Annotated in this window: 19 protein-coding genes; 12 read left to right on the top strand and 7 right to left on the bottom strand. The window is 70.2% G+C overall.

What is annotated here, in order from left to right:
* Positions 1–45: 45 nt before the first annotated feature.
* Together IE096_RS13820 and trhA are read right to left on the bottom strand one after the other, a co-directional pair.
* On the bottom strand, positions 46–669 hold the full coding sequence (locus tag IE096_RS13820) for a TetR/AcrR family transcriptional regulator (RefSeq protein ID WP_189451709.1): 624 nt from the start codon (positions 667–669) through the stop codon (positions 46–48).
* Between the two features lie 339 nt (positions 670–1,008).
* On the bottom strand, positions 1,009–1,800 hold the full coding sequence (gene trhA, locus IE096_RS13815) for a PAQR family membrane homeostasis protein TrhA (protein ID WP_373298108.1): 792 nt from the start codon (positions 1,798–1,800) through the stop codon (positions 1,009–1,011).
* A 263-nt stretch (positions 1,801–2,063) separates the two neighbouring features.
* On the opposite strand from trhA, the gene IE096_RS13810 reads away from it, so the two are divergent.
* The 8 genes from IE096_RS13810 to IE096_RS13775 all read left to right on the top strand — a co-directional run bounded on the left by IE096_RS13810 (position 2,064) and on the right by IE096_RS13775 (position 9,170).
* Positions 2,064–3,884, top strand: a complete 1,821-nt coding sequence (locus IE096_RS13810) for a phosphoenolpyruvate carboxykinase (GTP) (RefSeq protein WP_189451707.1) — start codon at positions 2,064–2,066, stop codon at positions 3,882–3,884.
* Between the two features lie 25 nt (positions 3,885–3,909).
* Positions 3,910–4,182, top strand: a complete 273-nt coding sequence (locus IE096_RS13805; RefSeq protein WP_229820146.1) for a hypothetical protein — start codon at positions 3,910–3,912, stop codon at positions 4,180–4,182.
* 116 nt (positions 4,183–4,298) lie between these two features.
* The gene (locus IE096_RS13800; protein ID WP_189451706.1) at positions 4,299–5,087 is read left to right on the top strand and encodes a hypothetical protein; all 789 of its coding nucleotides are present in this window, start codon (positions 4,299–4,301) and stop codon (positions 5,085–5,087) included.
* 1,227 nt (positions 5,088–6,314) lie between these two features.
* On the top strand, positions 6,315–6,512 hold the full coding sequence (locus IE096_RS13795) for a hypothetical protein (RefSeq protein WP_189451795.1): 198 nt from the start codon (positions 6,315–6,317) through the stop codon (positions 6,510–6,512).
* Positions 6,502–7,023, top strand: a complete 522-nt coding sequence (locus tag IE096_RS13790) for a DUF6879 family protein (RefSeq protein ID WP_189451705.1) — start codon at positions 6,502–6,504, stop codon at positions 7,021–7,023. Before IE096_RS13795 ends, IE096_RS13790 begins: the two co-directional genes overlap by 11 nt.
* Positions 7,020–7,850 (top strand): helix-turn-helix domain-containing protein, encoded by an 831-nt coding sequence (locus IE096_RS13785; RefSeq protein ID WP_189451704.1) that lies wholly within the window; start codon positions 7,020–7,022, stop codon positions 7,848–7,850. Before IE096_RS13790 ends, IE096_RS13785 begins: the two co-directional genes overlap by 4 nt.
* Positions 7,851–8,375: 525 nt before the next feature.
* Positions 8,376–8,600, top strand: coding sequence for a DUF397 domain-containing protein (locus IE096_RS13780; protein WP_189451703.1), 225 nt, complete (start codon positions 8,376–8,378; stop codon positions 8,598–8,600).
* An 81-nt stretch (positions 8,601–8,681) separates the two neighbouring features.
* Complete coding sequence (locus IE096_RS13775) at positions 8,682–9,170, top strand: hypothetical protein (RefSeq protein ID WP_189451702.1); 489 nt, start codon at positions 8,682–8,684, stop codon at positions 9,168–9,170.
* Here the strand turns inward: IE096_RS13775 and IE096_RS13770 are convergent.
* From IE096_RS13770 to IE096_RS13755, 4 genes are all read right to left on the bottom strand, one after another.
* Entirely contained in the window at positions 9,154–9,552 is a 399-nt protein-coding gene (locus IE096_RS13770) for an SCO4983 family protein (RefSeq protein WP_189451701.1), read from the bottom strand. The genes IE096_RS13775 and IE096_RS13770 overlap by 17 nt on opposite strands.
* An 83-nt stretch (positions 9,553–9,635) precedes the next feature.
* Positions 9,636–10,847 carry a pyridoxal phosphate-dependent aminotransferase gene (locus IE096_RS13765; protein WP_189451700.1) on the bottom strand — a complete coding sequence of 404 codons (1,212 nt, stop codon included), beginning with the start codon at positions 10,845–10,847 and terminating at the stop codon, positions 9,636–9,638.
* Between the two features lie 87 nt (positions 10,848–10,934).
* A complete protein-coding gene (locus IE096_RS13760) occupies positions 10,935–12,551 on the bottom strand; it encodes an N-acyl-D-amino-acid deacylase family protein (protein ID WP_189451699.1) in 1,617 nt (538 codons plus the stop codon).
* Positions 12,552–12,712: 161 nt separating this feature from the next.
* Positions 12,713–14,041 (bottom strand): alanine racemase, encoded by a 1,329-nt coding sequence (locus IE096_RS13755; protein ID WP_189451698.1) that lies wholly within the window; start codon positions 14,039–14,041, stop codon positions 12,713–12,715.
* Between the two features lie 164 nt (positions 14,042–14,205).
* On the opposite strand from IE096_RS13755, the gene IE096_RS13750 reads away from it, so the two are divergent.
* Genes IE096_RS13750 through IE096_RS13740 form a run of 3 tightly spaced genes read left to right on the top strand, consistent with a single transcriptional unit; the run spans position 14,206 to position 16,408 of the window.
* Positions 14,206–15,219, top strand: a complete 1,014-nt coding sequence (locus IE096_RS13750; protein WP_189451794.1) for a sugar kinase — start codon at positions 14,206–14,208, stop codon at positions 15,217–15,219.
* The gene (locus IE096_RS13745) at positions 15,216–15,995 is read left to right on the top strand and encodes an IclR family transcriptional regulator (protein ID WP_189451697.1); all 780 of its coding nucleotides are present in this window, start codon (positions 15,216–15,218) and stop codon (positions 15,993–15,995) included. The genes IE096_RS13750 and IE096_RS13745 overlap by 4 nt, the downstream gene beginning before the upstream one ends.
* Positions 15,992–16,408: a RidA family protein gene (locus IE096_RS13740; RefSeq protein ID WP_189451696.1), complete on the top strand. Its 417-nt coding sequence runs from the start codon at positions 15,992–15,994 to the stop codon at positions 16,406–16,408. Before IE096_RS13745 ends, IE096_RS13740 begins: the two co-directional genes overlap by 4 nt.
* A 57-nt stretch (positions 16,409–16,465) precedes the next feature.
* Here IE096_RS13740 and IE096_RS13735 read toward each other — a convergent pair whose 3' ends face one another.
* Positions 16,466–17,872: a M14 family metallopeptidase gene (locus tag IE096_RS13735; protein ID WP_189451695.1), complete on the bottom strand. Its 1,407-nt coding sequence runs from the start codon at positions 17,870–17,872 to the stop codon at positions 16,466–16,468.
* 225 nt (positions 17,873–18,097) lie between these two features.
* On the opposite strand from IE096_RS13735, the gene IE096_RS13730 reads away from it, so the two are divergent.
* Entirely contained in the window at positions 18,098–18,985 is an 888-nt protein-coding gene (locus IE096_RS13730; protein WP_189451694.1) for a trypsin-like serine peptidase, read from the top strand.
* Positions 18,986–19,003 lie beyond the last annotated feature (18 nt).

The following is a 19,003-nucleotide window of genomic DNA, read 5'->3' as shown; positions in this document are numbered from 1 at the left end:
TCAACCACGACGCACCCGCGGCCGACATACCGGACCCGCGAAGCGCTAAAGCGTCAGCCCACGCACGAGCACCCCGAGCGCCCGGTCGATCAGCGCGGGCAAATCGTCCGTCTGCCCCTGCTCGACCCAGTGCATCGTCGCCTCCTGCATCGCCCCCAGGACGGCGGCGACCACGACCCGCAGCTCCAGGTCGCCGGGCGACCGGCCCGTGCGTCCGGCCAGGACGGCGCAGAGCACGCGGGCCGACTCCGCCATGCCCTCCGCCGTCCGGCCGCGCAGCGCGGGCACCTCGTGCACGAGCCGGGTGCGCTGGCGCAGCTCGGCGATGTCGCGTTCGACGAGCTGGCGGACGGCGCCGGTGACGCCGTGCCGGATGGACTCGACGGGGTGCTCGTCCGCCGGGCGCGAGCGGATCGCGGCCTCCATCACCGCGTCGTACTCGTCGGTGAGGACGATGTCCTCCTTGGTGGGGAAGTAGCGGAAGACCGTGCTGGTGGAGACGTCGGCGGCCTCGGCGATCTGGTCGACGGGCGTGGCGTCGTACCCCTGCCGTTCGAAGAGGCGGTAGGCGGCACCCCGGATCGCGCGGCGGGTCTGGATCTTCTTCCGCTCGCGCAGCCCGAGGACGGGCGCGGTCGGCGCCGCGGGGGAGGAGTGGGCTGTGGCCATGGCCGCATTCTCCGGCATCGGTCTTTTCACGGACCACACCGAGCGCGGGAGTGGCCGGCTTTGACGGGACGCTGATTGTCAGTGGGGTGTGTGACGCTGTGTGCGGGGCAGGGGAGCGGGGAGTCAGCCAAAAGGTGATGGAGGGGGTATGTCATGACCGTTGCCGCTTTGCTGGTGGCCGTGTTGAGCGTCGCCGGGTACGTGTTCGTGGGGGAGGTCGCCGTGCTGGCCGTGGTCGTGGCCGGCGTGGGCGGGCTGACGTGGCGGGTGGCCGCGGCGTCGAGGCCGCGGCCGCCGCGCGGGGGCCGCGGAGCGCGTCGTGCCCCCTCCGGCTCGCGCTCAGGCGTGCGAATAGGCCACCAGTGAGATGCCCACGTAGTGGGTGATGAACGCGGCGAGCGTGAGTGAGTGGAACACCTCGTGGAATCCGAACCACCGGGGTGAGGGGTTCGGGCGCTTGATCCCGTAGATCACGCCGCCCGCCGAGTAGAGCAGGCCGCCGACGATCACCAGCACGAGGACGGCGATGCCGCCCTTGCGGAGGAAGTCCGGCAGGAAGAAGACGGCGGCCCAGCCCATCGCGATGTAGCAGGGGGTGTAGAGCCAGCGCGGCGCGCCGACCCAGAAGACGCGGAAGGCGATTCCGGCGGCGGCCGCGAGCCATACGGCCCAGAGCAGCAGCCGTCCCCGGCCGCCGGGCACGAGCAGCATGGTCAGGGGGGTGTAGGTACCCGCGATGATCAGGAAGATATTGGCGTGATCGAGCCGGCGCAGCACGGCCGCCGCGCGCGGGCTCCAGTCGCCCCGGTGGTAGAGCGCGCTGATGCCGAACAGCAGGCAGGCGGTCAGGACGTAGACCGCGCAGGCGATTCTGCCCCGGGTGCTGTCCGCCAGGGCGGTGAGGAAGACGCCGGAGATCAGCACCGCGGGAAACATCCCGGCGTGCAGCCAGCCGCGCAGCCGTGGCTTGACCGGGGCCGCCGCGGCGACGGCCTCGGCCACGCCGGTGACATCGGCGGCTGGCGAACCGGAATCGGACGAACTGGCGTTCAGGATTGCGGCATGCGGCGCCCCGGGGGAACCGGAGGACGGAGAGGGCGCTGTGTCGGGCGCGGGTGTCATGGCCGTCATGCTACCTACGCAACCGTAGGTTACGGGCGGGTATCGGGTGGTGATGGTCACGGGGGCGCCCCCTGGACAGATCGGATGATGAGTCGGATGATCAAATGAGTGCGGGCGGCACCGGATGAGCGGTCACGAAGCGTCTGGGTCGCGGCCCCCAAGGGGCAACCAATGTGCAGAGACGGTCCGGCACCGGCGATCCCCGGTGCCCATGGGCCGTTCCACCCTCAATAGCGACGCCGGACAGCGGGTTCCGGCGGGACGGAGCGATCGTGGCGCGCACCAGTGCGGCTCCCACCACCCCCACCAACCACCAGGAGCTGATCTCCTGGGTCGACGAGATCGCCGCCCTCACCCAGCCGGACCAGGTGGTCTGGTGCGACGGTTCCGAGGCCGAGTACGAGCGCCTGAGCGAGGAGCTCGTCGCCAAGGGGACCTTCCGGAAACTCGACCCGGTCAAGCGCCCCAACTCCTACTACGCCGCCTCCGACCCCAGCGACGTGGCGCGCGTCGAGGACCGTACGTTCATCTGCTCCGAGAAGGAGGAGGACGCGGGCCCGACCAACCACTGGAAGGCCCCGGCGGAGATGCGCGAGATCTTCTCCGGTGAGCAGGGGATCTTCCGCGGCTCCATGCGCGGCCGCACCATGTACGTCGTGCCCTTCTGCATGGGCCCCGTCGGCTCGCCGCTCTCCGCGATCGGCGTCGAGATCACCGACTCCGCCTACGTCGCCGTCTCGATGCGCACCATGACCCGCATGGGCCAGGCCGTCCTCGACGAGCTCGGCACCGACGGCTTCTTCGTCAAGGCCGTTCACACCCTGGGCGCCCCGCTGGCCGAGGGCGAGCAGGACGTGCCCTGGCCCTGCAACTCCACCAAATACATCTCGCACTTCCCGGAGGAACGCGAGATCTGGTCCTACGGTTCCGGCTACGGCGGCAACGCCCTGCTGGGCAAGAAGTGCTACGCCCTGCGCATCGCCTCCGTGATGGCCCGGGACGAGGGCTGGCTCGCCGAGCACATGCTCATCCTCAAGCTCACCCCGCCGCACGGCGAGCCGAAGTACGTCGCCGCCGCCTTCCCCTCCGCCTGCGGCAAGACCAACCTCGCCATGCTGGAGCCCACCGTCTCCGGCTGGACGGTGGAGACCATCGGCGACGACATCGCCTGGATGCGCTTCGGCGAGGACGGCCGCCTCTACGCCATCAACCCCGAGGCCGGCTTCTTCGGCGTCGCCCCCGGCACCGGCGAGCACACCAACGCCAACGCCATGAAGACCCTCTGGGGCAACGCCGTCTTCACCAACGTCGCCCGCACCGATGACGACGACGTGTGGTGGGAGGGCATGACGGAGGAGGCCCCCGAGCACCTCATCGACTGGAAGGGCAACGACTGGACCCCGTCCTCGGACACCCCGGCCGCCCACCCCAACGCCCGCTTCACCGTCCCGGCGTCGCAGTGCCCGATCATCGCCCCGGAGTGGGAGGACCCCAAGGGCGTGCCGATCTCGGCCATCCTCTTCGGCGGCCGCCGCGCCACGGCCGTCCCGCTGGTGACCGAGTCCTTCAACTGGCAGCACGGCGTCTTCCTCGGTGCCAATGTCGCCTCCGAGAAGACCGCCGCGGCCGAGGGCAAGGTCGGCGAGCTGCGCCGCGACCCGTTCGCCATGCTGCCGTTCTGCGGCTACAACATGGGTGACTACATGGGCCATTGGGTCAAGGTCGGCGCCGGCAAGGACCAGTCGAAGCTCCCCAAGATCTACTACGTCAACTGGTTCCGCAAGGACGCGGGCGGCCGCTTCGTCTGGCCCGGCTTCGGCGAGAACAGCCGCGTCCTGAAGTGGATCGTCGAGCGCCTCGACGGCACGGCCGACGGCGTCGAGACCCCCATCGGCATCCTCCCGACGCGCGACGCCCTCGACACCGACGGCCTCGACATCCCGGACGCCGACCTCGACCTGCTCCTCACGGTCGACAAGGACGTCTGGCGCGAGGAGGCGGCCCTGGTGCCCCAGCACCTGGAGACCTTCGGCGACCACACGCCGAAGGAACTGTGGGACGAGTACCGGGCACTGGTCCAGCGGCTGGGCTGACCCCGGCCGATTCCGCCGAGGTACGGTGGCCCCGCGCCGGCTCCCCGCCGGGCCGGGGCCACCACCGCGTGGCGCGGCGTTCTCCTTCGCCCACACGCCCGACGGCACGGTCGTCGGCTGCGACGGGCTCTGCGACCTCGGCGCGGGCGTCGGCGAGGTCAAGCACATGTACGTCGAGCCGGGTTCGATCCCCAACTTCGGCGCGTACGCGGGCGTGGAGGGCTCCCTGTGCTTCGAGCGGCTGCTCCAGCCGGGACGGCCGGACAGTGATGTCACATCCGACCATGCGTGCCCCTGATCCAGCACTGACCTGGACCGCAGAAGTGTGTCGCTGAGGATTTCCGGGGGGATGGGGTGGGTGTGCTGTCAGCAGGGCCTCATGACGGGGACTACCTCCTCCAACCGCCGAGGCAGGTGACCAACGACCTTTCCGGGAATGTCACGGGGCCGGTCATTCAAGCCGGGGTGGTGCACAACGTCACCCTCAATTACCAGGCCGACCCAGTCGTGGCCCCCGATCCACCGGCAAGCGAGGTTCCGGCTGCCGGGGCTCTGGGGGCGACGGTGCTCCGGACTCGCGAGGAGCTCGCAAGGACGCGCGAGGCGATGCCTGCCGTCTGGGAGTACCTCCTCTTCGCAGGAGAGTTGTATGTGGGGCTGAAGGAACTTGAGCTGAAGCGGTTCGACTACAGCCTGGGGCATCGCGTAATCGGTCGAACGCTTCGGGACGAGGTCGAAGCGAACGCCTATCTCGCAGCGGCCTTCGCCGAGGCACAACGGATCGGCTCGGACGTCGACAGATGGATGTCTCAAGAAGCGCAGGACAAAGCGTTCGGTCTCCCCGGGGAACCGGGGGATCGCGACCTCATCACGCACCTCGCCAGGCGCTTCCTGGGTATCTACGAATCCCTGATCGACTGGTCCATCGACCTGCGATCGGTAAGTCCACCTGCGCACATGCTCCGGCTGTTCGAGCTGGCAGCGCGCTTTATGCGTGCATCGATCGTCAGCTTCGAGTCGTTCGTCGAAACCTTGGTCGAAGAAACGGATCGGGCCTCGGCAACTGTCGCCAGGCAGGACAGTGAGCCCATCCGCCTCACCGTGGCCTATGTCATGACGATCGATCCCGACGTCATGAAGGAGTTCGACAAGGAGCAGCGCAAGGTCAAGAGGAGGCGGCGAGGGGGAGCCTCCTGGTTCTGATGGCGCGCGTTCCATCGGAAGGGCCGCGTCCGTGTGTGGGGATGCGCTACGGTCGCGAGTAATCGGGTCGCTTCGTAGAGTGAATGAAGCGACCCCCGACGCTGGCTGCAACCGGCGAAGGGGGTCTACACCCGCGAGGTGCTATCCCAAGGAGACTCGCGAATGCACAAGCATGCTATCCCTCCTGCGCGTTTCTTCACGCAGGTCTCGAACGACATCATCCGCCATCCGCGTCTATCGGCCGAAGCCGTACGCCTGTTGATGTGGCAGCTCTCGCTCCCCGACGGCGTTGACCAGCTGTTGTCGGAGACGGCGAAACGTGCGGGGATCAAGAAGACCGCGTTCCAGCGCGCGAAGCGGGAGCTGATCGCGGAGGGGTACGTCCACGAGTGGCGCGGCCAGGGCCCGCACGGCCGCTGGGCGACCAGGCAGCTCGTCTCGAACGTACCGCTGAGCGCCGAGGAGGCGCTGGTGGTTCGGGACGGGGGCCGTCCCGCCGAGCCGCCGACGGCCGTGGAACCGGCCATCGGTGAGCCGGACGACCGGTCCGTCGGTCGCTCCCAAAACAACACTGAGGAGAACACGCAGAACCCTCCCTCCCGACCCTCCCGGCTGATCGAGCGCGGCGCCCTGGCGCTCTCCTCCGTCTCGCACCGCGAACGCCAACTTCGCCTGACGGGGCGGGAGGTGGCCGAGCTCGCCCCGTTGGCCGCCGAGTGGTTCCTGCGCGGCGCTTCGCTGACCGACCTCCGTGAGGCGCTGACCTCGGGACTTCCCGAACGCGTCCACTCGGCAGCGGCCCTCGCCCGCAACCGCCTGACGCGCAAGCTGCCGCCGATGCCGTCGTTCACTGAGCAGCGGGTCCAGGAAACCCTGCCATCGAGCCGCGCGTGGCGAGCATGCGCGAATGCCGGGGCGAGCACGTCCAGCCGCGCCTGTTCCGCCCGGTGGCGGAGGAGACCTTGTGCCCGGCCTGCCGCCGGGAACAGGCAGCGGAAACCACCACCCCGACCGCCACGGAGACGCCCCATTCTGCTGCCACATGGGGCGTGGCGACAGCACGAGCGGCGCTGCGCCCATGCGGGTAGCGGTGAGGCTGCGACGCGCCGCCGCTCACCCCCTCCCGCCCCGCTTTCCCGTTTCGGAAACCGGAACCTCTTGCGCCTCACCCTGCGAGGTCGGAAGCATCGAACCGGACACACCGGAGCAGACCGGGGAGGGAGCAGCGTGAAGGTCACCAAGCTCGTGAGCACGTGCGACATCAAGGACTGCCCAACCATCTACGCCACGGACAGGGACACCCTCTTGGTCCAGGGTGAGACGCCTACCGATCACGGCCTGGAGATTCCGGCGCACGAGACCCTCGTGGAGATCCCGATGCAGCTCGTGTTCGACCTGATCCGGAAGGGCCTCCGTGACGCTTAAGACTCTCGGGGAGCTGTTCGACTCCTTCGAGCGAGAAGCATTCAGGCTGGAGACCCTCGCCGACTACAGCGGGTCGGGCAACGTGGACGCCTACCGAGCCTTCCTCTCCGGGCAGCCACAGCCCGACGACTACAACGAAGCCTGGGTGTCGGAACTCCGGACCCTCACGAACCTCGGAAAGCGCGTTTACCGCGTGCACATCCTGTCGCGCCCCCTCACGCCGTATCTTCGGTTCGAACTCGGCTGGGGATACCGGAAGAACGCGACCGGGGGCGAAGAGTTCTTCATCCTTGATGCGACGAACAAGCCAAACCCGCTCGAAGGGGCAGGAGACTTCTGGCTCTTCGACGAGAGAACGGCAGTCGTCATGCATTACGACGACACAGGAGCCGTCACAGGGCGGGAAACGATGCCTGACAGCCGGGCACAAGACTTCGTCACCATCCGGGATACAGCGCTGGCGCACGCCGAGCCGTTCTCCGACTGGTGGGAGAAGCACGCCGGCGCGTGAACAAAGGGCAGCTCGGAGCAGCGCTGCGGGCGCTTCGGCAGGCATCCGGAAAGGAGGCCAAAACCGTCGCCCGCAGCGCTGTGATGTCCACAAGCAAGCTCAGCAAGATTGAAACGGGCAAGGCCGCACCGTCCCCGGCGGACGTCGAACGCATCCTTACCGCCATCGGGGTCTCGGACGAGGTCAAGGCCGAGTACCTGGAAGTCGCCCGGGCGGCGTCCACGGAAGCCACGGCCTGGCGCCTGGTCCGTCGGATGGGCGTGCACAAGGCGCAGGAGCAGACGAGATCGCTAGAGGCCCAGATGGCCGTGCTGCGCCTCTTCCAACCGGCCCTGATCCCGGGACTGCTTCAAACGCCCGAGTACATACGGGCCATTCTTGCTCGGCATAACCTTGGCGAGGAGGTTCTCACCCGCACCATCAGCGCGAGGATCGACCGCCAGCAGGTGCTCTACGACTCAGCCAAGGACCTCCACTTCGTCATCACCGAGTCCGTGCTGCGATGGCGGATTGTGTCGGCCGCCAGGATGGCGGAACAACTGGACCGACTCGTTTCCCTCTCGCGCCTCCGCAACATTGACATTCGGACCGTTCCCCTGTCGGCGCCACAACCGGACATCGCCAACCACGCATTCGTCATCCGGGACGACAGGACCGTGACGGTCGAGACGATCCATGCTGAGATCGTTGTCACCGATCCCCGGGATGTTTCCTTGTATGTCGAGAAGTTCGAGCGCTTCGCGTCGGCGGCTCTGTCCGGTGACGACATGCGCGCCATGCTGGTGCGTATCCGAGATGAGTTGTTGCACGAACAGGAAACCAGCTAGATCCCGACGCCCCGGCCCGGACACCATCGACTCCTGACGCGCACAGACGGCAGTGAAGGGGTACGTGATGGCGGCCGGGACCGATGAATGGGAGTACGTGACCTACGCGCCCCAGGGGGAGAAGTGCGTGGTCTGCCGCTGCGACGTGAGGTCTCTCGACCCGGTCCGCAGGGGAACCATTGAGCGGGCTTCTGGTCCACCCGTGGTGGTGTACCGACATGCGGGACAGTGCCCGCGTCGGGAACGGCTGCGGTGTGATGGCCCCTGTCACTGGCGTCTCCCCGGCGGAGTGACAGGCAAGCCCCCGACCGGACAAGGCTTGAACAGGGACAGGACGTGTCCCGTCTGGGCTGACGTGCTCAGGTTCTCTCCCCCGGTCCGCCCCTTGGCTGGGGTGCCGCCCTGGGCGGTGAGGGCACCGCTCCGGACCCAGGGAAGCCGGAGCACCCACCTTCAAGGCTTCCGCCCACTGCGGGCGGAGGACGGCCTCCAGCGGCCGTCAGGCACATCAGGAAGGACATACCGATGACCGACCTGTACGAGCTCCCGATCGAGGGAGCCGCGTTCTCCAAGGCGTGCGGAGGCAACACCCACCCGGACGGCGAAGCGTGCGTGACGCTCGCGAAGATCGGGCCGGACGGGTGGGCCCTGGGCGACAGCAAGTGCCCCGACACCACACCGCTGCGCTTCACCACGGCGGAGCTGAACGCGGCGGGCATCGACCCCGACCGCTTCACACTGTCCGCCTGAACCATCCGGACCACCTGAACTGACGGCCCCGCCCTCGCGCCGACGGGCGGGGCCGACGCCATTCCATGGAACGGAGCAGCGGTGCACCACCACGGTTACGCATGGCTCGGGGAGAAGAAGACCTTCGACAAGGAGAGCATCCGCAGACCGCCCGGCCAGGCCCCGACCGCGAGCAGTGAGAAGGATGTGGTCGACCGGTACCGGGAGGCGGTGGCCACCTTCCCCACCTCTGACGTGCCGCCGATCCAGACGGCGCACTGGCTGATGAAACCGCCCTCGATGATCCGGGGGACGTGGGAGGAGCCCAAGGATGCCGGCGCATGGCTCGGCCTCCAGCTCGCCGAGTTCGCACCCCGGTTCGCCTCCGAGGAAGACCGGGAGGTGACCAGGCTGGTTGTCCTGGTGAAGGCCGCCGTGGAGCGGCTGGCGTGGGGAGGCGACGTATCCCTCGGCCACTACCTCAACGGCACCGTCTTCCACTCCGTCGCCCTCGTGACCTGCTCCCCCAACCGCGCCGCCCCCGGTCTGCCCTGCCCGGAAGTCGGCACGGGCGCTACACCGCGTCCGTGATGCCCAGTTCCGCCGCGTGGGCGTGGAGGCGTTCGGCCGCCAGGGTGGCGCCCGTGGCGTCGCCGCGTTGGGTGGCGACGACCAGGGCCTGGCCGGCGAGGGTGTGGGCGCGCTGGTGGAGGGCGGTGACGCGGGTCGGGGTGGCGGTGGGGGTCGTCGGCCGGGCGCGGAGCGGGGCGCTGCCGCGCAGGTGCCGCACGCGCAGGGCCAGGCGGCGTGCGGCGTCGTCCAGCTCGGGCGACGGGGTCAGCGCGCGGAGCTCGTCCGTCACGGTGAGCAGGGCCGTGAGGTGGCCGGCGAGCCGGATGGTGAGCTCCTCCTCGCGGGAGCGGTGCGGCCCGTGCGTGCAAACCGTGTGCTTGGTGCGGGTCGGCTCGTACATGGATGGCCTCCTGAGTTACCTCTGAAGGCCATCCTAACTTAGACCCAGTCTAAAGTTGTCTCGGTTAGCAGAGTGGAGTGGCCTTACGGCTGTCCGTAGCCGTCCAGGAAGTTCCCGATCCGGGTGACCGCGTCCGCCAGGTCCTTGGCGGAGGGCAGGGTGACCAGGCGGAAGTGGTCCGGCTCCGGCCAGTTGAAGCCCGTGCCGTGGACCACCATGATCTTCTCGGCCCGGAGCAGGTCGAGGACCATCTGCCGGTCGTCCTTGATCTTGTAGACCTTGGGGTCCAGCCGGGGGAACGCGTAGAGCGCGCCCTTCGGCTTGACGCAGGTGACGCCCGGGATCTGCGTGAGCAGCTCGTGCGCCACGTCGCGCTGCTCCAGCAGCCGGCCGCCCGGAAGTACCAGGTCGTTGATCGACTGCCGGCCGCCGAGCGCGGTGGCCACCGCGTACTGCGCGGGCATGTTGGCGCACAGCCGCATGTTGGCGAGGATCGTCAGGCCCTCGATATAGCTGTCGGCGTGGGCCTTGGGGCCGCAGACCGCCATCCAGCCGCTGCGGTAGCCCGCCACCCGGTACGCCTTGGACAGGCCGTTGAAGGTGAGGGTCAGCAGGTCCGGGGCGATGGCGGCGGTCGGGGTGTGGGTGACGCCGTCGTAGAGGATCTTGTCGTAGATCTCGTCGGAGCAGACGATCAGATTGTGGCGACGGGCGATCTCCGTGAGGGACCGCAGCATCTCGTCGTCGTAGACCGCACCCGTGGGGTTGTTGGGGTTGATGATGACGATCGCCTTGGTGCGGTCCGTCACCTTGCTCTCGATGTCGGCCAGGTCCGGCATCCAGTCCGACTGCTCGTCGCAGCGGTAGTGCACCGCCGTGCCGCCCGCGAGGGAGACGGACGCGGTCCACAGGGGGTAGTCCGGCGCGGGGACGAGGACCTCGTCGCCGTCGTCGAGCAGCGCCTGCATCGACATCTGGATCAGCTCGGAGACGCCGTTGCCGAGGTAGACGTCCTCGACGGACAGCTCGATGCCCTTGGTCTCGTAGTGCTGCACCACCGCGCGGCGGGCGGAGAGCAGACCCTTGGCGTCGCCGTAGCCGTGGGCGTCGCCCACGTTGCGCAGCATGTCCTCGAGGATCTCGGGCGGGCACTCGAAACCGAAGATCGCCGGGTTGCCGGTGTTCAGCTTGAGGATGCGCTCACCTGCCGCTTCCAGCCGCATGGCCTCCTCGAGCACCGGGCCACGGATTTCGTAGCAGACGTTGGCGAGCTTCGTTGACTGGATCACCTGCATGACGGCCACCATACGGGGGCGCCACACGCTGTGCGCGCGCTTTCTTCCGTCGCTTTGGTCCCACGCGGCTCGCCCGTAACGCCCTGGTCAGCTCGTCGGCGTGCGCCGTACTGTCCGTCCGGCCAGTACGTCCGTCCGGTGTCCGTCTTCCATCACAAAGCGTCCGGCAATCAGGACATAAGGAATGCCGGTCGGAAGCGTCCGTGGGGCTTCGAAAGTGGCACCGGCCGCAACCGTTTCCGGATCGAAGAGAACGAGATCGGCGCGGTGTCCCTCGCGGATCAAGCCCCGGTCCGGCAGCCTCAGCCGGGCCGCCGGACGCGACGTGAGATGCGCCACGCACTCCTCCAGGGAGAGCACTCCCAGCTCGCGGACGTAGTGGCCGAGGTAGTGCGGGAACGTTCCGTAGGCGCGCGGATGCGGTTTCGCGCCGTGCAGGATCCCGTCGCTGCCGCCCGTGTGCACCGCGTGCCGCATGATCGTGCGGACGTTCTCCTCGTGGCCGACGTGCTGGAGGATCGTGGGGCCCAGCCGGTCTTCGAGCAGGAGCCGGCGGGCCGTCGCCCATGGCTCCTCGCCGCGCTCGTGCGCCGAGCGGGCGATGCTCCGGCCGACATACGGCGCGAGGGCCGAGTCCCAGACGCCCGAGATCTCCACGCTCTCCCAGTCGACGGTCACCCCGTGGCAGCCGTCCGAACCCGTCACCTCCAGCGCGTGCCGGATCCTGGCGGCCGTGGCGTCGTCGCGCAGCCGTGCCAGGACCGCCTCCGGGCCGCCCTCGCCCGCCCAGCCCGGGAGCAGCGCGGCGAGCGTGGTGGAGCCGGGGGTGTAGGGATAGGTGTCGAGGGAGACGTCCGCGCCGTCGGCCAGCGCGGCGTCCAGCAGGGCCAGCAGCTCGGGGGCGCGGCCCTCGTTCACCCCGAAGTTCATGACGGCGTGCGCCAGGTGGAGGGCGCAGCCCGCCGTCCGGGAGAGCTCGATCATCTCCGCGTACGCCCGGAGCGCGCCCGCCCCGTACGAGCGGTGGTGCGGGCAGTAGTAGCCGCCGTACCGCGCCACGACCCGGCACAGCTCGGCTAACTCGGCGTCGTCGGCGTACATCCCCGGGGTGTAGGTGAGCCCGGAGGACAGGCCCACCGCGCCCTGCTCCAGGCCCTCGGCGACCAGGCGCTTCATGCGGTCGAGTTCGGCGGCCGTCGCCGGGCGGTCCTCCCAGCCGACGGCCAGCATGCGGACGGTGCCCTGGGGGACGAGGTAGGCGGCGTTGACGGCGATGCCCTCGCCGGCGAAGCCGTGGTCGAGGCGGTCCAGGTAGCCGCCCACGGTGCGCCAGGTGAAGTCGATGTCCGCGCCGTCGCCGTTCCAGCCGGTGATCTGGGCGCGCACCTCGGCGAGGGTGCGGTCGTCGACGGGCGCGTACGACAGGCCGTCCTGGCCGATGACCTCCAGGGTCACGCCCTGCGCGGCCTTCGCGGTGTGGGCGGGGTCGCGGAGGAGGGCGAGGTCGCTGTGGGCGTGCATGTCGATGAAGCCGGGGGACAAGGCGAGGCCGGTGGCGTCCAGGGTGCGGGGGGCCCATGGTCTGGGGCCCGCCCCCGGACGGCGGATCTCGGCGATCCGGCCGTCGGCGAGGGCGACGTCGGCGCGGTAGGAGGGGCGGCCGGTGCCGTCCACTACGCGGGCGTCGCGGATGACGAGGTCCATGCGTGGTCCCTTCCCCGGTCCCGCCCCTTCCCGTTTCCCGGGGCTGCGCCCCGGACCCCGGTCGGTGCGGTCCGTGGGCCGGTTGTGCCCACCCTCCCCCAGCTACCGCTGGGAGGTGCCCCCAGCCCAGCGGAACGACTGCCCACAACCGGCGGCATCCGTCAGAAAAACGTCCGCACGTACTCCGTGACCGTTCCGTCCGCCGTCGCCAGTGGGATGAGCGGCCACTTCTCGAAGACCGTGCACGGGTGCGACAGGCCCAGGCCCACCCAGTCGCCGACCTCCAGCCGTTCCGCTTCCTCGCCCGTGAGGGAGACGAAGGCGTGCTGGTCGGCGAGGCGGGTGACGGTCAGGCCCGTGGCCGGGCGGAGGGAGCCGTCGCGGGCGGAGCGGACGACCTGCGGTTCCGGGAGGTCCAGGTCGTAGGAGACATCGCGCTTGCCCGCGTTGAGGTAGGCCATGCCGGTCTCGGGGCGGGAGACGACCTGGGCCCAGAGGCGGAAGGCGGGGTGGAGGGCGCCCTCGTCGGGGTGGCGGTTGAAGGGGGTCTTGCGGCGGTACTGGCCGTCGTCGTGCGTGACGTACGCGCCGGAGCGCAGCAGCTTGAGCACCGGCGCGGACAGCGGCGGAAGCTCCGCGAAGACCCTCGCGACGGCGTCGAACCACGCGCTGCCGCCCGCGCTGACCACGATCTCCTCGACCCCGGCGAAGCGGCCCGCCTTGTCGAAGGCGACCGCCAGCCCCGTCAGCCGGCGCAGCCACGCGTCGACGGCCTCGGCGTCCGCGTCCGGGATCTCGGCCTCGTAGCCGGCGACGCCGACCAGGCGCAGGGTGCCGGTGGCGGCCACCGCGTCCGCGACGGCCTCGGCCTGCGCCTCCGTGCGGACGCCCGTACGGGCGCCCTCCGCGCCGAGCTCGACGACGACGTCCAGCGGGCGGCCCGCGCCCGCGTCGCGCAGGGCGGCGTCCATCAGCTCGACGCCGCGCACGGAGTCGACGTAGGTGACGATCCGCAGCTCCGCGTCGGCGGCCAGCTCGGCCGCGAGCCAGCGCAGCGCGGCGGCGTCGACGACCTCGTTGGCGAGGAAGATCCGCCGCACGCCGAAGGCGCGGTAGACGCGGACCTGCGCGGGGGTGGCGGCGGTGATGCCCCAGGCGCCGCGGTCGAGCTGGCGCTCGAAGAGCCGCGGGGCCATCGACGTCTTGCCGTGCGGGGCGAAGGCCAGGCCGTGCCGTGCGGACCACTGCTCCATGAGCCCGAGGTTGTGGTCCAGCGCCTCGGCGGAGAGGGCCAGCACGGGCGTGGTGAAGCCGCCGGTGAACAGCGAGCGCCGCTCGGCCGCCAGCTCGCCGACGCTCCGGCCGTCCGCGTCCGGGGGCAGCCCCTTGAAGCGGTGGTCCACCCGCTCCCGGGCGAGCTCGGCGACGGCGTCGGTGGCTATGGCGGCGGGCGTGCCGGCCGTGCTGGCCGTTCGGGCCGTGCTGGCCATGGGGCCTCCCCAAAGGTTCGAGGGTGCGGTGCGGTGGGTGCGTTGCAATTACCGCAACGTTCATTGCGTGTGGCGCTGCACGGTGTCTAACATCCCCGCAAGTGCCGGGTCAACGGTAGGGGGATGTGGTGAGCGGCCCCGACGTCGTGTGCCTCGGCGAGTCGATGGTCGTCCTCCGCCCGGGCCCGGCCGGAGCAGGGCGACGCCTCGCCGACGTGCCCTCCTTCGACCGCGGCATCGGCGGCGCCGAGTCGAACGTCGCCTGCGTCCTGGCCCGTAGCGGCCACCGCGCCCGCTGGATCAGCCGCGTCGGCGCCGACGCCTTCGGCACCCACCTGGTGACCGCCGTCGCCGCCCACGGCGTGGACACCACGCACGTCCAGTACGACCCCGCCCGCCCCACCGGCGTGTACTTCCGGACGGCGGGGGAGCGGCCCACGACCACCGGCGCGACCGCCCCGCACCACGCGGAGACCCTCTACTACCGCGCCGGATCGGCCGCCTCCGCGATGTCGCCCGCCCTGATCCCCCGCACGGCCGCCCACGCCGGACGGATCCTCCACCTCACCGGCATCACGGCCGCCCTCTCCCCCGACTGCCTCGCCCTGCTCCGCGAGCTCGTCGACCGGGCCCCCGGCAGCGGCCCGCTGCTCTCCTTCGACGTCAACTACCGCGCCGCGCTGTGGCGGAACACCGGAACGAGCCCGCGCGTCCTCGCCGAGCTCGCCCGCGCCTGCGACATCGTCTTCGTCGGCGAGGACGAGGCCGAGGCCGCCTGGGGCATCGACGGCGCCCCCGAAGCGATACGGGCCGCCCTGCCCGAACCCGCCGTGCTCGTCGTCAAACAGGGCGCCGCCGGGGCCACGGCCCACACCCGTGAAGCCGTCGTCTCCGTGCCCGCGCCCGCCGTCGACGTCGTCGCGCCCGTCGGCGCGGGCGACGCCTTCGCGGCCGGCTTCCTCTCCGCCACCCTGCGCGGACTCCCGCTGCCCGCACGCCTGCGGTACGGCCACCTCATGGCCGCCGCAGCCCTCACCGTCCCCGGCGACCTCGCCGAACCGCCGCCCACCGCCCTCGCGGACGCCCTGGCGGGACTGGACGCCGCCGCCTGGGGAAGACTGCGACTCGCCCCGGGCTGGACCACGGACACACGGACGAAGGACAACCCCCGCACATGAGCCAGACCGTCGACCGCGCCCTGAGCATCCTGCCGCTGCTCGCCGAGGGCCCCGCCAACCTCGAACAGGTGGCGGGCCGCCTCGGCGTGCACAAGTCCACCGCGCTGCGCCTGCTGCGCACCCTCCACGAGCACGGCATCGTCTACCGGCAGCAGGACCAGCGCTACCGCCTCGGTGCCCGCCTCTTCGCCCTCGCCCAGCAGGCCGTCGAGAGCCTCGACATCCGGGAGATCGCCCACCCCCACCTCGTCGCCCTCAACGAGAAGTGCGGCCACACCGTCCACCTCGCGGTGTACGAGGAGGACGAGGTCCTCTACATCGACAAGGTCGAGAGCCGCTACCCCGTACGGATGTACTCCCGCATCGGCAAGCCCGTGGCGATCACCGTGGCGGCCGTGGCCAAGCTGCTCCTCGCCGACCTCCCCGAGCCCGAGCGCCGCGCCGTCGCCGGGCGCCTCGACTACCCCGCCTACACCGCCCGTTCCACCCCCGACGCCACCGCCTTCCTCCAGGAGCTGGCCGCCGTACGGGAACGCGGCTGGGCCACCGACTTCGGCGGCCACGAGGAGTCCATCAACTGCGTCGGCGCCCCCGTCCGCGGCCCGGACGGACGGGTCGTCGCCGCCTGCTCGGTCTCGGCGCCCAACGTCGTCGTCTCCTCCGACGAACTCCTCGCCCTGCTGCCGCTGCTGCGCCGCACAGCGGACGCGATCAGCGCCGAGTACTCCGGAATCTCACTCCCGTCCACCGTTTCCCCGACGAAAGCGATGCCATGAGCGACAAGATCTCCAAAACCGCCGTCACCCCCGCCGGCCACACCACCCCGCCCGCCACGTTCTCGCACGGCGTGCGCAAGGGGAACATCCTCCAGGTCGCCGGGCAGGTCGGCTTCCTGCCCGCCGAGCCCGGGCAGGACGGCCCCGTCGTCGCCGGCCCGGGTCTGCGCGAGCAGACGCTCCAGACGCTGGCCAACGTCCGGTCCGTGCTGGAGGCGGGCGGCGCGAGCTGGGAGGACGTGGTGATGCTGCGCGTCTACCTGACGGACACGGAGCACTTCGCGGAGATGAACGAGATCTGGAACGACTACTTCGCCGACCTGAAGGAGGCCCCCGCGGCCCGGACGACGGTCTACGTCGGCCTGCCGAAGGGCCTCCTGATCGAGATCGACGCGCTCGCGGTCCTGGGCTGAGCCTCAGCGGGCCCGGACGTCAGCGGGCCCGGACCCAGCAGGGGCGGAGCGGGGCGGTCATGAGCAGTACTGCTGCTCCTTCCCGATCGACCGGTACATGCAGTCCGCGTTCTCCAGGAGCTGGAGCACCGCCTCCCGGTTGCGCGCCACCTCGCGGTCGATGACCGATGCCGGCGGGTAGAAGCCGCCGCCCGCCCCGCTCGAGTCCGGGTACATCTCGAAGGTGTAGGCGAAGATCTTCTGGTTGCCCCAGAGCCAGTCGTCGATCGACCCGTCCGTGATGTACAGGTCGCTGGACTGCTCCGGCGTGTAGCCGTTGCTCGCGGCCATGGACTTCCCGACGGTCGCGAACGCGTCGCGGTCGTCCTGCGTCATGCCGGGCGCCGTGTCGTCGTGCGTCCAGCCGAACGGCCAGAGCACCAGCTCGCTGTAGGTGTGGAAGTCGATGGCGGCCTTGATCTGCTGCTTGCCGCCGACGACGCGGCTGCGGACGAAGTCCGCGACGACCTTCACCTCGGGGGCCGACTCCGGGCCGGAGCCGCGGTAGGTCTCCGAGCCGGTGCTGCCCGACGAGCCGCCGCAGCAGCCCCACTTGTAGTCCCAGTTGCGGTTGGTGTCCGTGCCCCGGGAGTTCGAACCGGCGTTGGGCTGCCGGTTCTTGCGCCAGCCGCGGTAGGTGCCGGTGGCGATGTCGTATTCGCCGCCGTCGGGATTGACGTCGGGCACGATCCAGATCACCCGGCTGTCGAGCATCTTGGTGACGCGCGCGTCCTTGCCGTACTGGGAGCCGAACTCCTTGAGCAGGTACAGCGCCATCTCGACGGTCAGGTGCTCGCGGGCGTGCTGGTGGTGGGTGAAGAGGACCTCGGGTTTGGCGGCGTCCGTCGGCGCCGAGCCGTTGGTGACCTTCACGGCGATGATGTCCCGGCCCTCGTAGGACTTGCCGATGACCTGCTTGCTCATGAGGGACGGGTACGCGGCGATGTCCGCGTCGATCTCCGCCATGGCGCGGGCGTAGTTGTGGTACTTCGAGTCCGCCGGCGGGAAGTCGTACGGCTGGGCGGCGCGGCCGCGGTCCGGGGCGCCGGGCAGGGCCGTCACCCGGTGGCCCATGGCGCGGATGCGCTCGACCTGCGCGGCGTTGGCGGTGACGACGACGGAGTCCTTCCGCACGGCGTCGACCGAGACGCCGGTCGCGGCGACGGCGGTGCGCTGGGCGGCGGTTCTCGGCCCGGCGACCTCGTACGAGCGGGTGTCGTTCGCACGGATCTCATCCGCGTGAGTGCCGTCCGTCCGGGTGCCGTTCGAGAACGTTCCGTTCGAGAAGGTTCCGTTCGAGCGGTCCGGGCGGTCCGCGCCGTGCGAGGACGCAGGGGCGGCCATGGCCAGGGTGAGCAGGGCGGCGCCCGTGGCGGCGGCCCACCGGCCGTGGCTCCTGCGGGTACGGGGGGTGTGGGGTCGCATGCGGCCTCCTGAGGGGCGTTCGTGCGACGAATGAGGGGGGTGTTCGCTGTGCCGATCCTCCCCAGTGTTCGAGGGATGTCATGAGCGGGTCAAGGAGAAGTGTGCGAGGGAAACAGGCCAACTTCCCCACCACTTCAGACCGCTTGATTGCCGGGCGCCCACACCGGCCCCAACAATGCACACGTCAAAACCGGATGCACTTCTGAACGGAGAGGACCACCCCCCATGAGACGACCTCTCGTCGGTGCGCTCACGACGCTGCTGCTCACCGGGGCGACCGTCGCCGGCGTCGGCGCCGGACCCGCCACGGCCGCACCGGCCACACCGGCCGCCGCGCAGGCCAAGGCCAAGACCAAAGCCGTCGACTTCGCCGGCACCGTGGCGCTGAGCAACTGTTCCGGCTCGCTGATCCGCATGCCAAGCTCGGCGGACAACGACCCCGCCCTCGTGATGACCAACGGCCACTGCCTGGAGACCGGCATGCCCGGCCCCGGCGAGGTCCTTGTCGACCAGCCCTCCAGCCGCACCTTCAGCCTGCTCAACTCCACCGCCGGCAAGGTCGCCACGCTCCAGGCCACCAAGGTCTCGTACGCGACGATGACGGACACCGACGTCACGCTCTACGAGCTGAACACCACCTACGCGCGGATCAAGCAGCAGTACGGCATCGACGCCCTCCGTCTCTCGGGCGACCACCCCGTCGCCGGCACGCCCATCAAGGTCGTCTCCGGCTACTGGAAGCGCATTTACTCCTGCAACGTCGACGGGTTCGTCCACCAGCTCCGCGAGGCCGACTGGACCTGGAAGGACTCGCTCCGCTACACCCCGTCCTGCAACACCATAGGTGGCACGTCCGGCTCGCCCGTCATCGACGTGAACTCCGGCAAGGTCGTCGCCATCAACAACACGGGCAACGAGAACGGCGAGCGCTGCACGATGAACAACCCGTGCGAGGTCGACGAGAACGGCACCGTCACCGTCCGCCGGGGCATCAACTACGCCGAGCAGACGTACGGCATCACGAAGTGCGTCGGCACCGGCAACAAGATCGACCTCGACCTGCCGGGCTGCGAGCTCCCGAAGCCGGCGGGGGAGGAACTGACCCGCCGCTGACCGGCTCGGTCCTGCGGT

It is taken from the genome of Streptomyces abikoensis, assembly GCF_014648775.1.
GTDB lineage: Bacteria > Actinomycetota > Actinomycetes > Streptomycetales > Streptomycetaceae > Streptomyces > Streptomyces abikoensis.
Note: the sequence above shows the minus strand (reverse complement) of the source record. Positions and strands in the feature narration are given on the sequence as shown.

Bases quoted from the DNA above. Each gene is read 5' to 3' on its own strand.
- IE096_RS13740 (WP_189451696.1), top strand. From the start codon at position 15,992: ATGAGCGACAAGATCTCCAAAACCGCCGTCACCCCCGCCGGCCACACC.
- IE096_RS13745 (WP_189451697.1), top strand. From the start codon at position 15,216: ATGAGCCAGACCGTCGACCGCGCCCTGAGCATCCTGCCGCTGCTCGCC.
- IE096_RS13820 (WP_189451709.1), bottom strand. From the start codon at position 669: ATGGCCACAGCCCACTCCTCCCCCGCGGCGCCGACCGCGCCCGTCCTC.
- IE096_RS13735 (WP_189451695.1), bottom strand. From the start codon at position 17,872: ATGCGACCCCACACCCCCCGTACCCGCAGGAGCCACGGCCGGTGGGCC.
- IE096_RS13760 (WP_189451699.1), bottom strand. From the start codon at position 12,551: ATGGACCTCGTCATCCGCGACGCCCGCGTAGTGGACGGCACCGGCCGC.
- trhA (WP_373298108.1), bottom strand. From the start codon at position 1,800: ATGACGGCCATGACACCCGCGCCCGACACAGCGCCCTCTCCGTCCTCC.
- IE096_RS13770 (WP_189451701.1), bottom strand. From the start codon at position 9,552: ATGTACGAGCCGACCCGCACCAAGCACACGGTTTGCACGCACGGGCCG.
- IE096_RS13755 (WP_189451698.1), bottom strand. From the start codon at position 14,041: ATGGCCAGCACGGCCCGAACGGCCAGCACGGCCGGCACGCCCGCCGCC.
- IE096_RS13730 (WP_189451694.1), top strand. From the start codon at position 18,098: ATGAGACGACCTCTCGTCGGTGCGCTCACGACGCTGCTGCTCACCGGG.
- IE096_RS13750 (WP_189451794.1), top strand. From the start codon at position 14,206: ATGGTCGTCCTCCGCCCGGGCCCGGCCGGAGCAGGGCGACGCCTCGCC.
- IE096_RS13780 (WP_189451703.1), top strand. From the start codon at position 8,376: ATGACCGACCTGTACGAGCTCCCGATCGAGGGAGCCGCGTTCTCCAAG.
- IE096_RS13765 (WP_189451700.1), bottom strand. From the start codon at position 10,847: ATGCAGGTGATCCAGTCAACGAAGCTCGCCAACGTCTGCTACGAAATC.